The 13,929-nt window shown below is 57.1% G+C and carries 14 protein-coding genes; 6 read left to right on the top strand and 8 right to left on the bottom strand.

Annotated elements, in window-relative coordinates:
* Window positions 1-233 precede the first annotated feature (233 nt).
* Window positions 234-1,445 (top strand): aminotransferase-like domain-containing protein, encoded by a 1,212-nt coding sequence (locus AC1QQ2_RS03175; protein ID WP_479712049.1) that lies wholly within the window; start codon window positions 234-236, stop codon window positions 1,443-1,445.
* Window positions 1,446-1,487: 42 nt separating this feature from the next.
* On the opposite strand, the gene AC1QQ2_RS03180 is transcribed toward AC1QQ2_RS03175, so the two are convergent.
* The gene (locus AC1QQ2_RS03180; protein WP_249944330.1) at window positions 1,488-1,946 is read right to left on the bottom strand and encodes a GatB/YqeY domain-containing protein; all 459 of its coding nucleotides are present in this window, start codon (window positions 1,944-1,946) and stop codon (window positions 1,488-1,490) included.
* A 151-nt stretch (window positions 1,947-2,097) separates the two neighbouring features.
* On the opposite strand from AC1QQ2_RS03180, the gene carA reads away from it, so the two are divergent.
* Both carA and AC1QQ2_RS03190 read left to right on the top strand, forming a co-directional pair.
* Entirely contained in the window at window positions 2,098-3,258 is a 1,161-nt protein-coding gene (carA, locus tag AC1QQ2_RS03185) for a glutamine-hydrolyzing carbamoyl-phosphate synthase small subunit (RefSeq protein ID WP_105234541.1), read from the top strand.
* A gap of 96 nt (window positions 3,259-3,354) precedes the next feature.
* Window positions 3,355-5,172 carry a glycosyltransferase gene (locus AC1QQ2_RS03190; protein ID WP_479712050.1) on the top strand — a complete coding sequence of 606 codons (1,818 nt, stop codon included), beginning with the start codon at window positions 3,355-3,357 and terminating at the stop codon, window positions 5,170-5,172.
* Here AC1QQ2_RS03190 and AC1QQ2_RS03195 read toward each other — a convergent pair.
* Window positions 5,169-5,819 (bottom strand): GntR family transcriptional regulator, encoded by a 651-nt coding sequence (locus AC1QQ2_RS03195; protein ID WP_067550996.1) that lies wholly within the window; start codon window positions 5,817-5,819, stop codon window positions 5,169-5,171. The two genes, AC1QQ2_RS03190 and AC1QQ2_RS03195, sit on opposite strands and share 4 nt — an antisense overlap.
* A gap of 103 nt (window positions 5,820-5,922) precedes the next feature.
* Here AC1QQ2_RS03195 and AC1QQ2_RS03200 point away from each other — a divergent pair, with 103 nt between their 5' ends.
* A complete protein-coding gene (locus AC1QQ2_RS03200) occupies window positions 5,923-6,567 on the top strand; it encodes a pyrimidine 5'-nucleotidase (protein WP_479712120.1) in 645 nt (214 codons plus the stop codon).
* A gap of 30 nt (window positions 6,568-6,597) precedes the next feature.
* Complete coding sequence (locus AC1QQ2_RS03205; RefSeq protein ID WP_479712051.1) at window positions 6,598-7,809, top strand: UbiH/UbiF family hydroxylase; 1,212 nt, start codon at window positions 6,598-6,600, stop codon at window positions 7,807-7,809.
* Window positions 7,810-7,811: 2 nt separating this feature from the next.
* Here the strand turns inward: AC1QQ2_RS03205 and AC1QQ2_RS03210 are convergent, their stop codons facing one another.
* The 3 genes from AC1QQ2_RS03210 to AC1QQ2_RS03220 form a co-directional block, all read right to left on the bottom strand.
* Window positions 7,812-8,354, bottom strand: coding sequence for a hypothetical protein (locus AC1QQ2_RS03210; RefSeq protein ID WP_479712052.1), 543 nt, complete (start codon window positions 8,352-8,354; stop codon window positions 7,812-7,814).
* Between the two features lie 64 nt (window positions 8,355-8,418).
* A complete protein-coding gene (locus AC1QQ2_RS03215) occupies window positions 8,419-8,874 on the bottom strand; it encodes an Lrp/AsnC family transcriptional regulator (protein WP_249945304.1) in 456 nt (151 codons plus the stop codon).
* Window positions 8,871-9,326: an Lrp/AsnC family transcriptional regulator gene (locus AC1QQ2_RS03220; protein ID WP_479712053.1), complete on the bottom strand. Its 456-nt coding sequence runs from the start codon at window positions 9,324-9,326 to the stop codon at window positions 8,871-8,873. The genes AC1QQ2_RS03215 and AC1QQ2_RS03220 overlap by 4 nt, the downstream gene beginning before the upstream one ends.
* 138 nt (window positions 9,327-9,464) lie before the next feature.
* On the opposite strand from AC1QQ2_RS03220, the gene ilvC reads away from it, so the two are divergent.
* Window positions 9,465-10,487, top strand: coding sequence for a ketol-acid reductoisomerase (gene ilvC / locus AC1QQ2_RS03225; protein ID WP_067551008.1), 1,023 nt, complete (start codon window positions 9,465-9,467; stop codon window positions 10,485-10,487).
* Window positions 10,488-10,573: 86 nt separating this feature from the next.
* Here ilvC and glmM read toward each other — a convergent pair whose 3' ends face one another.
* From glmM to AC1QQ2_RS03240, 3 genes are read right to left on the bottom strand one after another with little or no spacing between them, the layout of a single operon-like run.
* The gene (gene glmM / locus AC1QQ2_RS03230; RefSeq protein WP_479712054.1) at window positions 10,574-11,917 is read right to left on the bottom strand and encodes a phosphoglucosamine mutase; all 1,344 of its coding nucleotides are present in this window, start codon (window positions 11,915-11,917) and stop codon (window positions 10,574-10,576) included.
* Window positions 11,917-12,921 (bottom strand): dihydropteroate synthase, encoded by a 1,005-nt coding sequence (folP, locus tag AC1QQ2_RS03235; protein ID WP_479712055.1) that lies wholly within the window; start codon window positions 12,919-12,921, stop codon window positions 11,917-11,919. The genes glmM and folP overlap by 1 nt, the downstream gene beginning before the upstream one ends.
* Window positions 12,918-13,838: a dihydroneopterin aldolase gene (locus tag AC1QQ2_RS03240; RefSeq protein ID WP_479712056.1), complete on the bottom strand. Its 921-nt coding sequence runs from the start codon at window positions 13,836-13,838 to the stop codon at window positions 12,918-12,920. Before AC1QQ2_RS03240 ends, folP begins: the two co-directional genes overlap by 4 nt.
* Window positions 13,839-13,929 lie beyond the last annotated feature (91 nt).

The raw sequence follows: 13,929 nt of genomic DNA on the forward strand, positions 1-13,929 counted from the left end.
TATTATGGCGCACCCCAACCGCAGGGGAGGTAGCGTCAAGGCGCGCCGTGGGTTCACGATGCCATTCGCGCTCCCTGAAAACTTTGATGCATGTCAAATTTTACATGTCCAAAAAGAATTTTTTCACGAAACACCATAATATTTGGCGCTAACGGGACTGTTAGGTCAGCTCTATTGACTTAATGACAGGCCAGATCAATTCTCACCCATCACAGACCCCACGGGAGGGAATCATGGACTGGGAACAGGTTTTCGCAACGCGCCAATCACGGATGAAGGCATCTGAAATCCGCGAATTGCTCAAACTTTTGGACCAGCCTGACATTATTTCTTTTGCGGGCGGCATTCCTGACCCCGCACTTTTCCCCAAAGAAGCCTTTGCGGACGCGTTTGCGGACCTGTTTAGTGGCCTTCAGGCTGAACAAGCCCTGCAATACTCTGTGTCCGAAGGCTATCTACCGCTTCGCGATTGGATCGCGAGCCAGATGCGCGACATTGGGATCGACTGCACCACTGAAAACATCCTGATCACCTCAGGGTCGCAGCAAGCCTTAGATTACTTGGGCAAACTGTTTTTATCTCCGGGCGATACAGCTTTGGTGGGTTGGCCAACTTACATGGGCGCACTCGGGGCGTTTAACGCTTACGAACCCTCGTACGACCGCCTTGATCCAGCATCAAACCGCTCTGCCGCCGATTACCGAGCCTCTGCTGAAGAAGCGGGTGGCGAGGTAAAATTCGCATACACCAGCTCTGACTTTGCGAACCCAACAGGTATCACATTGGATGAACGCGCACGCAACGCGCTTCTCGACCTCGCTGAATCGCTCGATATCCCCGTGATCGAAGACGCCGCCTATCAAGGTCTGCGGTATGATGGCGAGGCGGTCCCGCCGATCCTCGCGCTCGATATCCAACGGTCGGGCGGCATTGAAAACACGCGCACTATATACTGTGGCAGTTTCTCCAAAACGCTCGCCCCTGGTCTTCGCGTTGGTTGGGCTGTTGCCGCAAAACCTGTGATCCAGCGTCTCGTTCTGATCAAACAGGCAGCAGACCTGCATTCCTCCACCCTGAACCAAATCGCAATTCATCGCGTCGCCAAAGATGGTTTTGCCGATCAGGTTGCCAAGCTGCGCGAAGTCTATTCGAGCCGTCGAGACAACATGCTCGCCGCGCTGGAACGCGAAATGCCCGAGGGCGTGACTTGGACCCGTCCCGAAGGCGGCATGTTTGTCTGGATCACCCTGCCCGCGCATATCGACGGTGCAACGCTTCTCGCGCAATCGCTTGAAACGGAAAGAGTCGCATTTGTGCCCGGCCGGGCCTTTTTCGCGGATGGGTCGAACGGAAATACGATCCGCCTGTCGTTCTCCTGCGCCCGCCCGCCAGAAATCAACGAAGGCATCGCCCGCTTGGGTCGTTTGATCCGATCTGTCGCGTAAGACAGCAGAAACAAAAAGGGGGGCCAGCGCCCCCCTAATTTTTTATCCCAGTTTTGCTTTGACCATCGGGCCAACAGCGCCAAAGTCCATTTGGCCAGTGTATTTGGCCTTTAAGGCCCCCATCACCTTGCCCATGTCGCGGATCGATTCCGCGCCGACTTCGGCCATAGCAGCAGTGATCGCTGCGTCAACCTCAGCGTCATCCAACTGACGCGGCAGGAAATCTTCGATCACGCTGATCTCGCCGCGTTCTTTCTCGGCCAGTTCCAGACGACCGCCCTCTTCGTATTGGCGGGCACTTTCCTGACGTTGCTTTACCATTTTACCAAGGATCGCGAGAACCTCATCATCACCGATGACCGACTCTTCACCATCCCCACGAGCAGCAATTTCGCGGTCCTTGATCGCAGCACTGATCAAACGAAGTGTCGAAAGCCGTCCCGCGTCTTTCGCCTTCATCGCCTCTTTGAGTGCTGCGTTAATCCGTTCACGCATGTCCATCCCGTTCCCCTTGCGAGCGATAACATCCGCGCAGCTTTACCTGTCCTATCCGTTCGTGACAACCTCATCTGAGGCTTGGAACGTTACGGCCTTGACCCTATGGTGGCTCATGCCTAGTAACGCAGCAATTTGACCATAAGGAGTCGCTGCCATGCCGAACGGAACCGCCCAAAAACCGACCGCCTGCCTCGCGCTAGCTGATGGCACTCTGTTTTATGGTAAGGGGTTCGGCGCGACGGGCCAGACCACCGCAGAGCTTTGCTTTAACACAGCGATGACGGGATATCAGGAAATCATGACCGATCCGTCCTACGCTGGACAGATCGTCACCTTCACCTTCCCACACATCGGCAACACTGGCGTCAACGAAGAAGACGACGAAACAGCCGATCCCGTTTCGGCTGGCATGGTTGTCAAATGGGACCCGACCGAGCCGTCGAACTGGCGTGCGACCGAAGAGTTGACCGCTTGGCTCACTAAGAAAGGTCGCATCGGTATCGGCGGCATCGATACCCGTCGCCTGACCCGCGCTATCCGCCAGCAAGGTGCACCTCACGTCGCTCTCGCCCACGATCCCGAAGGTAACTTCGACGCTGAGGCGCTCGTCGCTGCGGCACGTGGGTTCAAAGGTCTGGTCGGTCTCGACCTCGCCAAAGATGTGACCTGCGCACAGTCCTACAAATGGAACGAAATGCGTTGGGCTTGGCCTGATGGCTATCAGCCGAACACCGCACCGAAACACAAGGTCGTTGCCGTTGACTATGGCGCAAAGCGTAACATCCTGCGCTGCCTTGCTTCCGCGGGCTGCGACGTGATCGTCCTGCCTGCAACAGCAACCGCCGAAGACGTCCTGTCGCACAATCCTGATGGCGTGTTCCTCTCGAACGGCCCTGGTGACCCAGCGGCGACCGGCGAGTACGCTGTTCCGATGATCAAACAGGTTCTGGATACCACCGATCTACCCGTCTTTGGTATCTGCCTCGGGCACCAAATGCTGGCGCTCGCGCTCGGCGCAAAGACTGTGAAAATGAACCACGGCCACCACGGTGCAAACCACCCTGTCAAAGACAAAGACACGGGCAAGGTCGAAATCACGTCAATGAACCACGGCTTTACCGTGGACAGCCAGACGCTCCCCGAAGGTGTTGTCGAAACCCACATCTCGCTGTTTGACGGATCGAACTGCGGCATCCGCATGGCTGATCGTCCGGTGTTCTCGGTTCAGCACCACCCAGAGGCATCGCCGGGTCCGCAGGACAGCTTCTACCTGTTCGAGCGTTTCGCCGACGCCATGGAAGCGCGCAAAGCCTAATCGCGTTAACGCCGCTTTAAGCCGAAATAGAGTGAACTCCCGCCTGAAAAGTCGGGAGTTTTCTTTTTGCAGCACACGCGCAGTTTCAGGACGGTTGTGGTAGAACCGTTTGCACCGTCTCTGAGCCCTTTGGGCAAAGAGGTGATCCGCCGTGGGTTTGCCTCTGCCCAGCGCGTGGCGGTCGCTGAACAGGACGCAAGCAGACAGGGCTGTCGATTGGCGGATACCTTGCGTCTGCGACTGTCGATCAGCGCGGCCAAAATGGCAGAGGTCGAGGCCGCCATCGCAGGTGTCGGCATGGTTGATCCTTGCAAACACAAACCCGACACGCGGCTTCTACATCAAATCGGCGCGACCTACTGTATCGAAAATGCTATTCTTCCTTGGCGGTCTATGGCGGGCGAGGTCATTATCCTAACCGCCCGCCCTGAAGATTTTGCCCGCCACCGCGAAAAGCTAACCTCGCAATTCGGTGCAATTCGATGGGCTGTAACGACCGAAGCTGCGCTTCACGCCGCCATTCGATCCTGTGCCAATGACACCCTCGCCCGCCTTGCCGAAGAAAAAGTGGCGAGCGGGGAAAGCTGCCGCGGCTGGAATGCTCGTCATGCGGCCAATATTACGCTGGGTTTTATCGCGTTCGCCATCGCCAGCCTCTTTGCGTGGTTCGGGCCTACTGCGATTGTGCTCTTTGGCATCATGTTGTTTTGGACCGTTGCCAATACCGCACTTAAGGCTGCCGCCGTCATCATGCAGTTCCGCCCCGAAGCAAAACCAGCGCCCCCAGCCGCGCCCCATCGTTTACCGATCGTGACGATCATGGTGCCTCTCTATCACGAAAGCGAAATCGCGGCGCGTTTAGTGGATCGGCTGTCGGCCTTGGACTATCCGCACGATCTCTTGGACGTGTGTCTTTTGCTCGAAGCGGACGATCAGATGACGCGGCAGGCCCTGTTGGCAACCACGCTCCCCCGTTTTATGCGGGCTATCGTTGTGCCCCAAGGGACGGTGAAAACGAAACCGCGCGCGCTGAACTACGGACTGACTTTTGCCAGAGGGTCCATCATTGGCGTTTATGATGCCGAAGACGCGCCCGATCCTCAGCAGATCCGCGCAATTGTCGCCCGCTTTGCCGCTGTCGGACCTAAGGTCGCCTGCCTTCAGGGGATGCTCGATTTCTACAACGCCAAAACGAACTGGCTGTCGCGTTGCTTCGCACTGGAATACGCCACTTGGTTTCGCGTCATCCTCCCTGGGCTCGAACGCCTCGGCTTTCTGATCCCACTCGGCGGCACCACGTTGTTTTTCCGACGATCCGTTTTAGAAAAGCTTGGCGGTTGGGATGCGCATAACGTGACAGAGGACGCGGATTTGGGCGTGCGCCTCGCCCGACATGGCTATCGCACTGAAATCGTTCGAACTGTCACGGGTGAAGAGGCCAACAGTCACGTCTGGCCGTGGATCAAACAGCGGTCACGATGGCTCAAGGGCTATGCGATCACCTACGGTGTTCACATGCGAAACCCGCGACAATTGCTAAGCGATCTTGGCTGGCGGAAATTCTTAGGATTTCAGGTACAATTCCTCGGTACACTGACCCAATTCGTAACCGCGCCGCTAATGTGGAGTTTTTGGGCCATCCCGCTCGGCCTTTGGCATCCAGTCAGAGACGTTCTACCACCGTCAGGCTTGATCACGCTGTCGGTTTTATTCGCGACCTCCGAAGCCGTCCACCTCACCGCTGCCATCCTCGGGGCTAGGGCATCGGGGCGGCTGTGGCTTTTACCGTGGGTGCCCACGTTGCACCTCTATTTCCCGCTCGCCAGCCTCGCAGCCTACAAGGGGTTAGGCGAACTCCTGCACCGCCCGTTTTACTGGGACAAGACGGCGCATGGAAAATTCGGTGGAGCCTAACTGTTTTCGACCTTCGCAGCGTCCAGCTTCAATCGCGTGACGAAAGCCTTTGAAATGTGTTCGCGCAGCGCTTTATCCGCCGCATCCCCATCCCCCGCCGCAATCGCCTCAACAATCGCATCATGTTCAGCAAGCGCATCATCACCGCGCCCCTCTGCCGCCAATGATGTCGTCGCAAGCAGCGCCATCGATCGATGCACAAGGTCGAGTTGTTGAACCAAGAACCGATTGTGCGAAGCAAGGTGGATTTGTTTGTGGAACCGTTTGTTCGCGCGGCTCAGCGCCGACGGATCACCCAGCAACTTGCGGTCTGCCTGAACCATATCTTTCAACACGCGAATTTCTTCGGGCGTGGCGTGCCGCGCAGCAAGTCGTGCTGCCAGCCCTTCGAGTTCACCACGCACCACGTACAGCTCTGCCATCTGCGTATGATCCAAGGACGCCACAATCAGCGACCGACCATCGCGGGTCAGCAGGCTCTGCGTCTCAAGACGCTGGAGCGCTTCACGGATCGGGGTCCGCGACACACCGAACCGATCTGCAAGGTCACTTTCCACCAACCGGTCACCCGGCTTGTAAATGTGGCTGTCGATTGCCTCGAGGATCAGTTGATAGGCGTCTTTTTGGGCGTGTTTAGGGTCTTGCATGGCCACTTTCGTCATATTGAGTGTTAGAGCCTAGTCATCATTTCGCCCCGCAATCAAGCCAAAGCCGTTGCAGGCGTCAATGCGTCGCTTTACCTGTGTCGTCATGGTTGCTGCATCTTTCAAACATGTCCGCGCGTGGGTCTTTGATTTGGACAACACGCTGTACCCGCCCTCGGCTCGGCTTTTCGACCAGATTGAAGTCAAAATGACCGACTATGTGGCGAAGGCGTTGAACGTCACGCCGGAGGTCGCCGACCACCTGCGCGACACCTATTGGAAACGATACGGGACCACGCTAGCGGGATTGATGACCGAACATTCGATTGACCCAGATCCTTACCTCGATGCGGTCCATGACATAGATTTTTCAGTGCTTTCGCCCGATCCAGCCCTAGCTGCGCGGATTGACGCGCTCCCTGGACGAAAGGTCGTCTACACCAACGGGGCGCGTCCCTATGCACTCAAGGTGTTAGAGGCACGAGGACTGATGGGGCTGTTTGATGCTGTTTACGGCGTTGAACACGCGGGCTATCGCCCCAAACCTGAACAGGCAGCCTTTGAGGCTATCTTTGCTCTCGACAATCTAGCGCCCGAATTCGGCGCGATGTTCGAGGACGATGTTCGTAACCTCGCGGTGCCTCATGCATTGGGTATGCGCACCGTTCACGTAGGCCCTGATCCCTTGCCCGCCCCGCATATTCACCACCACACCGATGATCTCGCGGCTTTTCTGTCGCAGGTGATCTAACAGACCTTTTCCCTGCCCTTAGACAGGCCTATGTCTATCCATATGGAACGGATTTCTGCGGATATTGTGATCGCAGGTGGCGGCGTTGCCGGCCTGTCTTGTGCGGCGGCCTTTGGGGCAGCTGGGTTTTCGGTTGTTTGCGTGGATCCCGCGCCGCCCGTGACGGATAATACCAGCGCAGACTCTGATCACCGCACGACCGCGTTTTTCCAAGGGTCGCGGAATTTCCTCGCCGATGCGGGGATTTGGGACAAGCTGGACGCCCACGCGGCGCCCCTTCAGGTGATGCGGATCGTTGATGCGGGTGGGGTTGATCCCGAACCGCGCGTCATCAAAGATTTCAACGCCTCGGACATTTCTGACCTGCCGTTTGGCTGGAACCTGCCGAACTGGCTCCTTCGCCGTGAAATGGTGGCCCGTTTGGCTGAATTGGATACGGTCGATTTCCGCGCTGGCGTCGGGTTCAAGTCCATGACCACCCGCGAAGCTGAAGCGCTCGTCATGCTGACCGATGGCACCCAAGTGCGGTGCAAGTTGGTGATCGGGGCGGATGGTCGCAACTCTGCCGTTCGTCAGGCCGCTGGTATTGACGCCAAGACCACGCGGTACGGACAAAAGGCCGTGGTCTTTGCCGTAACCCACGAAGCCCCGCACTACAACGTATCTACCGAAGTCCACCGATCTGGCGGCCCTTTCACGCTGGTCCCATTGCCTGATCAAGACGGCAAACCTTGCTCTGCTGTGGTCTGGATGGAAAACGGTGCTGAGGTGTTGCGTTTGCGCGACCTCCCCGAAGATGAATTTAACAAGGCGGCAACCGAACGGTCCGCGGGCATCTACGGCCCCTTGCAAGTCGTCGGCAAACGTCAGGCGTGGCCGATCATCAGCCAAGTTGCCGACCGCATGACCGCGCAGCGTTGTGCCTTGGTGGCGGAAGCCGCGCACGTCGTGCCTCCGATTGGCGCACAGGGGCTGAACATGAGCCTCGGCGATATGATCTGCCTTCTCGACCTCGCCAAAGAACGGCCCGAATGCTTGGGTGATGCGCAGATGTTGGCCACCTACGAACGCCGCCGTCACGGTGAAGTCGTCCTGCGGGTCAAAGGCGTCGATGCCCTGAACCGCGCGTCAATCGCCGGTGCCCAGAGCATCCGCGACCTGCGTGCCAAAGGCATTGAAGCGCTCTATTCCGTGGCACCCGTGCGAAAGGCCCTGATGGAAATGGGCCTCGGCGCGCGCTGATATTAATGATGCCGCTGCATCATCATTTCATGGACAGCCATCATCCCGCGCTCTGCCATGGCAGACACTTCGGCCGCATGGACATGCATCGCTTCGACCAATTCTGGATCGTCTGAGGTTTGAGTCACAACGACACCTTCATCCGTTACATCAATCGTCGTCACAATCTGGTCACCGCGTTCGAAAAAGATGTCCAAGGTTGGGCTTTGGATGAAAATGTCGGGGCTGTCTTTCGCCTCAACCCGCCCGATCATGCCGACGACGTGGCTGGTTAACGCATCCATCACCGCAGGATCAGAGCTCGTCGTAACAGTGCGAATACCGTTCGGGAGGTTCTCTACCGTGCGTGAGAGGGTCGAGAAATTGTTGAACATCACCGCCAGTTCAGCGCTTTCATGCGGCTGCGCGTTTGTCCCCTGCAATCCGGGCATATTGGTCATGTCGTGCATGGGCATGCCGTTGCTATCAACTGGGTGACCATGCATCGATTGCGCGACTACTGGGCCTGCAACAGTGATCATCAGTGCAAAAATAGCGTATTTCATCGGCATCTCCCTCTGTTGAGGAGGTGTTAACCGATTTTACCCAGCAAAGCGCATAACACCTTTGTCACAGAGGGCCGGGGCGGCGCTCCTCAGTCAAAAGCACGTTCGCCTCAACGTTCCCAACCCCAGGGAGGGTCATGATCCGTCGGCGCAGGACGCGTTCAAAATCCGAGAGGTCGGTCGCGACGACACGAAGGCGGTAGTCATAGAGCCCCAATACGTGCTCCACCGTTTGCACTTCACGAATGGCGGACACAGCGCGTTCGAAGTCCTCTAGGCTCACCCGTCCTTTGGCGACCAGTTTAACGCCCAGAAAAACCGTCACCCCAAAGCCGAGCTTTTCACGGTCCAGCACCAAACGCCGCCCCGCGATGGCACCCGCCTCTTCCAACCGTTTAATCCGCCGCCATGTTGCAGGTTGCGACAGATCGAACCGGCGTCCCAACTGGCTTGCCGATTGGGTCGCGTCCTGCTGTAGCGCACGTAGGATTTTGCGGTCGATGTCATCCAGCTCGATCATAGCGGAAGAGACTCCTCCCGTTTGACGGTCGCCACGGTGAGCAATGACTCAATTTCAGCAATGTGAGGCAGTTCGAGAACGCGATCACGATAGATGGACTGCCAATGCGCGAGGTCCCGCGCCACGATATGCAATCGCACATCCACACGCCCGAGGAAGGTTTGGATTTCAATCACTTCGGGCACCTGACGTGCGGCCTCAAGGAAATCGTCAAATGCGCGACCTTGGGTCTTATACAGCGTGCAGCGTAGCGAAACCGCTACGTCGAACCCTAGCGCGCGCCAGTCGATCACGGCCTCCTGCCCCTTGAGGACACCCAATTCGCGCAGTTTATCCAATCGGCGTGTCGCGCGGCCAGTCGTCAACCCGCAGGCCTCTGCCAGATCGGGCAAAGGCATCGTAGGATCAGATTGAAGTAGCCGAAGAATACGGCGATCAAGGTCATCAAGCATGAAATTTACATTATCAGATTACTTGACGAATAACTATCGCGAAAAATCTGCAAATTTCATCGCTTCCGCTATCGCATTTTCCGTAATCCAAACCTAATCTGCGCCCCAATCGAAACCCGATACACAAGGAGCGCCAAAATGCGCGTTTATTACGATCGCGATTGCGATGTGAACCTGATCAAAGAAGCTAAAGTTGCTATCCTCGGCTACGGCTCCCAAGGCCACGCACACGCACTGAACCTGCGTGACTCTGGCGCGAAAAACGTTGTTGTTGCTCTGCGTCCGGGTTCAGCATCGGCTAAAAAAGCCGAAGGTGAAGGCCTCAAAGTGATGGACATCGCTGAAGCTGCAGCATGGTGCGACGTCATCATGTTCACCATGCCCGACGAACATCAGGCAGAGACCTACAAGAAATACGTTCACGACAACCTTCGTGAAGGCGCAGCGATCGCATTCGCTCACGGCCTGAACGTACACTTTGGCCTGATCGAGCCGAAAGCTGGCGTTGACGTGATCATGATGGCGCCGAAAGGCCCAGGTCACACCGTTCGCGGCGAATACCTCAAAGGCGGCGGCGTTCCTTGCCTCGTAGCTGTTCACCAGAACGCAACTGGCAAAGCTCTCGAAATCGGTCTGTCCTACTGCTCCGCTATCGGCGGCGGTCGTTCGGGCATCATCGAAACCAACTTCCGTGAAGAGTGCGAAACCGACCTCTTCGGCGAACAGGCCGTTCTCTGCGGTGGTCTCGTTGAACTGATCCGTTGTGGCTTTGAAACCCTCGTTGAGGCTGGCTACGCACCGGAAATGGCGTACTTCGAATGTCTGCACGAAGTGAAACTGATTGTTGACCTGATCTATGAAGGCGGCATCGCTAACATGGACTACTCGATCTCGAACACTGCAGAATACGGCCAGTACGTCACCGGCCCGCGCATCCTGCCGTACGAGCAGACCAAAGCTGCGATGAAAGAAGTTCTGGCAGACATTCAGCAGGGCAAATTCGTTCGCGACTTCATGCTGGAAAACGCTGTTGGTCAGCCGACCCTCAAAGCGTCGCGTCGTGCAAACGACGAGCACCTGATCGAAGCAACTGGTGCTAAACTTCGCGAAATGATGCCTTGGATCTCCAAAGGCAAAATGGTCGACAAAGCGAAAAACTAATTTGGCCGCGTGGCGGGAAAACCCGCCACCCCAAATGCAAAAGCGCCCCAAACGGGGCGCTTTTTTCATGTCTGGTGTCCTAGCGGTCAGGCTGCGGTTTGAACCTCGGCCACGATCCCGTCAACGACCTGCTCTAGCAGCGCCGCATCTTCGCATTCGGCCATAACACGCACGAGCGGTTCAGTCCCCGATTTACGGATCAAGAGACGCCCTTTGCCGACTAACAGGCCCTCTGCATCAGCAATCGCCTGCTTCACGCTCTCTGCAGAGAGCGGATCACTGCCCGCCGAATAGCGCACGTTTTTGAGCATCTGCGGGACCGTCTCAAACGACTTCGTCAGTTCGCTGGCTTTCTTTCCTGTCGCGATCATAGCGGCGAGGAACTGCAGACCAGCCAAGAGGCCATCCCCAGTCGTCGCAAAATCCGTCATCACGATGTGGCCAGACTGTTCACCACCGAGGTTATAGCCCCCTGCCCGCATCCGTTCGACGACATAGCGGTCACCGACATTGGTGCGTTCTAGCCGCAAACCGCGACCGTCGAGGTAACGCTCTAGGCCAAGGTTCGACATAACCGTCGCAACCAAGGCACCGCCCGACAGACGGCCCTCGTCCGCCCAACGTCCCGCCATCAGCGCCATCAACTGGTCGCCGTCTGCAACATTGCCCTTTTCATCGAGGATCATGATGCGGTCCGCATCGCCATCAAGGCAGATACCAACGTCAGCGCCATGGCTCACGATTGTCTCAGCCGCAGTGCGTGGGCTGGTCGAGCCACAGTTTTCATTGATGTTGTAGCCGTTCGGCGCAACGCCAACGGGGATAACCTCTGCGCCAAGTTCCCAAAGAACCTCAGGCGCAACTTTATGCGCTGCCCCGTTCGCGCAGTCGATCACGACCTTCAAACCCTTGAGGTTCTGCCCCTGAGGGAAGGTCGCCTTGACCCGTTCAGCGTAACGGAAACGACCGTCGTCGATACGCTTTGCACGACCGATATTGATCGACTGAGCGAGCTGGATATCCGCGAACACCATTGCTTCGATCTCGGCCTCAGCTTCGTCCGACAGCTTGAACCCGTCAGGGCCAAAGAACTTGATGCCGTTGTCATGGTGCGGGTTGTGGCTGGCGGAAATCATAATCCCCATATCGGCACGCATCGTCGTGGTGAGCATCCCAACCGCAGGCGTCGGCACAGGACCGAGCAGTAGAACGTTCATACCAGTTGAGGTCAGACCAGCGGTCAGGGCGTTTTCGAACATATAGCCCGACAGACGGGTATCCTTACCAATAACCACACGATGGCCGTTCGATCCGTCGTTGCGGAAAAAACGTCCAGCTGCGGCCCCAATTTTCAGGGCCATATCAGCGGTCATCGGATATTGGTTTGCGGTCCCACGCACCCCATCCGTACCAAATAATTTACGAGTCATTAAAGTGTCCCAAACAATGCAGTCTGCAGGCTAATGGCCTGTCTGGTATGCAAAGTATCATGGACACGCACGATCTGCACCCCTTGGCGAATACCATCGAGCGCGACAGAGACCGATCCAGCCATCCTTTCGGCAGCATCCTGCGCACCGGATATTTCACCAATGAAACGTTTGCGGCTCGCTCCGAGGAGGATCGGACAGCCAAGCGTGTGAAAGATCGACAAGCGCCGCAAAAGCGCAAGGTTATGCTGTTGTGTTTTGCCAAAGCCGATACCCGGATCAACAATAATCTGTGATCGCTTGACCCCAGCGGCGATGGCCACCTCAATCCGTTCCGCCAGATAGTCGTAAACATCGAGCACTACGTCATCATAACGCGGGTCAGCCTGCATGGTTTCGGGCGTGCCCTGCGCATGCATCAAGCAGATCGGCAAACCAGTAGCGGCAGCAACCTCGGCCATCGCTGGATCATAGGACATTGCTGACACATCATTGAGGATCTTGGCCCCCAGTTCAGCAGTCTTTGCAGCGACGGCTGCCTTTCGCGTATCAATCGAAACGCAAACTCCGCCATTCGCCAGCGCCTCAACAACTTGCGCGACACGTGCGGTCTCTTCTTCGACAGGAACGACAGCCGCACCGGGGCGAGTGCTTTCCCCCCCAACGTCAATAATCGTCGCACCTTCGCGGATCATGGTTTGCGCTTGGGACAGCGCGTTTTCAGGGTCGATATATCGTCCACCGTCTGAAAAACTATCTGGGGTGACGTTCAGGATGCCCATCACCTGCGGCTCGGCCATCGACAGCCCCGCGATATCCCCACGGGGCGAGGCAATTGCATGCAGAACGCTCTGCGGAGCTTCGGTCACGGGGATAATCTCGGCAGCTTTGCCGCGTGACAGAACCTCAACCCGATCAAACCAGCACCAGCCCCCCGCGATTGGCAGCGCGCCCGCTGGCCGCGCAGGATCAGTCATCGGGATGGCGCGGTAATAATGGGTCATATCAGATGCTCCGCCGTAACATCCGCCGTTCGAACGGGGATAGAGGCCGATGGCGCATCAGCACCGATTACCAAAAGCTCTGCGGCTTGCATGTGTTCAGCGAACCACGACACCAGCGCCAAGGCCTCACGCGGGCTGGCTGAGGGGCTTTCTACTGCATCGAGGACGATTTTCGACGGCGCCCAAACGCAAATCTGCGAATGTTTCATCGCCCAATCCAATTCGGTCCGCGTCCCGACCACCATGCAACGCTTATCGCGGCCCGCCAAAACCCATGCGTTCTGCTCAATGGCCAAGAGATCAATCCGACGCTGCGCCAATGCGGCAGCAGATTGTGGAGCCGTTGTATCGGCTGCACCAACAGCAATGATAAGCGGCGCCTTCTCTGCCGATAGCTCATCAATCCAGCCTTTGAGACGGTCGGAAACGATGGCCTCGTTCGACAGATACAGAACCCGAGGATGCGGTACCTGAACGTGGTCTTGCCCTTTGCGAGCAACCTCACCTTTGGCACGAACGATTTCGACGCCAAGGGAGAACGGACCGCGATCTAGCTTTTCAATGCGAACAAAGACGCGCAGGGCTTGCGGTTCACGCAAGATGCGTTCGGCCACCCGTGCGGCCAAAGTTTCCAAAAGGTTGATACGCTCGGCACCCAATTCGACATCTATGGATTCCGTAATCGTGTCATAGGACAAAATCCGATCCACATCGTCGTCGATTTCACCCGTCTGCGGCGCGACTTCGACCACGACGTTGAAACGCACCCGCTGAAGATGCCCGCGTTCCTGCTGAAACGCGCCGATTTCAACCTCAACAACATAGTCGCTCAGGGAAATACGGTCACAGGGTTGGGTTGCGCTGGCTTCGGCTCGTTCCGAGGGATGGGCAAAAGCCATGCGGATATCGTCGGTCATTGTCGCACTTTCGGTCGTTCGAGTGTCGGCATACTAGGCCGACACCAAAGGGACAAGCGATCACGCACGCCCCTTTGGTTCCGAAACGCGA

This window comes from Aestuarium sp. (genome assembly GCF_023253315.1).
GTDB lineage: Bacteria > Pseudomonadota > Alphaproteobacteria > Rhodobacterales > Rhodobacteraceae > Marivivens > Marivivens donghaensis.

Bases quoted from the DNA above. Each gene is read 5' to 3' on its own strand.
- AC1QQ2_RS03175 (WP_479712049.1), top strand. From the start codon at position 234: ATGGACTGGGAACAGGTTTTCGCAACGCGCCAATCACGGATGAAGGCA.
- AC1QQ2_RS03180 (WP_249944330.1), bottom strand. From the start codon at position 1,946: ATGGACATGCGTGAACGGATTAACGCAGCACTCAAAGAGGCGATGAAG.
- carA (WP_105234541.1), top strand. From the start codon at position 2,098: ATGCCGAACGGAACCGCCCAAAAACCGACCGCCTGCCTCGCGCTAGCT.
- AC1QQ2_RS03195 (WP_067550996.1), bottom strand. From the start codon at position 5,819: ATGCAAGACCCTAAACACGCCCAAAAAGACGCCTATCAACTGATCCTC.
- AC1QQ2_RS03200 (WP_479712120.1), top strand. From the start codon at position 5,923: ATGGTTGCTGCATCTTTCAAACATGTCCGCGCGTGGGTCTTTGATTTG.
- AC1QQ2_RS03205 (WP_479712051.1), top strand. From the start codon at position 6,598: ATGTCTATCCATATGGAACGGATTTCTGCGGATATTGTGATCGCAGGT.
- AC1QQ2_RS03210 (WP_479712052.1), bottom strand. From the start codon at position 8,354: ATGAAATACGCTATTTTTGCACTGATGATCACTGTTGCAGGCCCAGTA.
- AC1QQ2_RS03215 (WP_249945304.1), bottom strand. From the start codon at position 8,874: ATGATCGAGCTGGATGACATCGACCGCAAAATCCTACGTGCGCTACAG.
- AC1QQ2_RS03220 (WP_479712053.1), bottom strand. From the start codon at position 9,326: ATGCTTGATGACCTTGATCGCCGTATTCTTCGGCTACTTCAATCTGAT.
- ilvC (WP_067551008.1), top strand. From the start codon at position 9,465: ATGCGCGTTTATTACGATCGCGATTGCGATGTGAACCTGATCAAAGAA.
- glmM (WP_479712054.1), bottom strand. From the start codon at position 11,917: ATGACTCGTAAATTATTTGGTACGGATGGGGTGCGTGGGACCGCAAAC.
- folP (WP_479712055.1), bottom strand. From the start codon at position 12,921: ATGACCCATTATTACCGCGCCATCCCGATGACTGATCCTGCGCGGCCA.
- AC1QQ2_RS03240 (WP_479712056.1), bottom strand. From the start codon at position 13,838: ATGACCGACGATATCCGCATGGCTTTTGCCCATCCCTCGGAACGAGCC.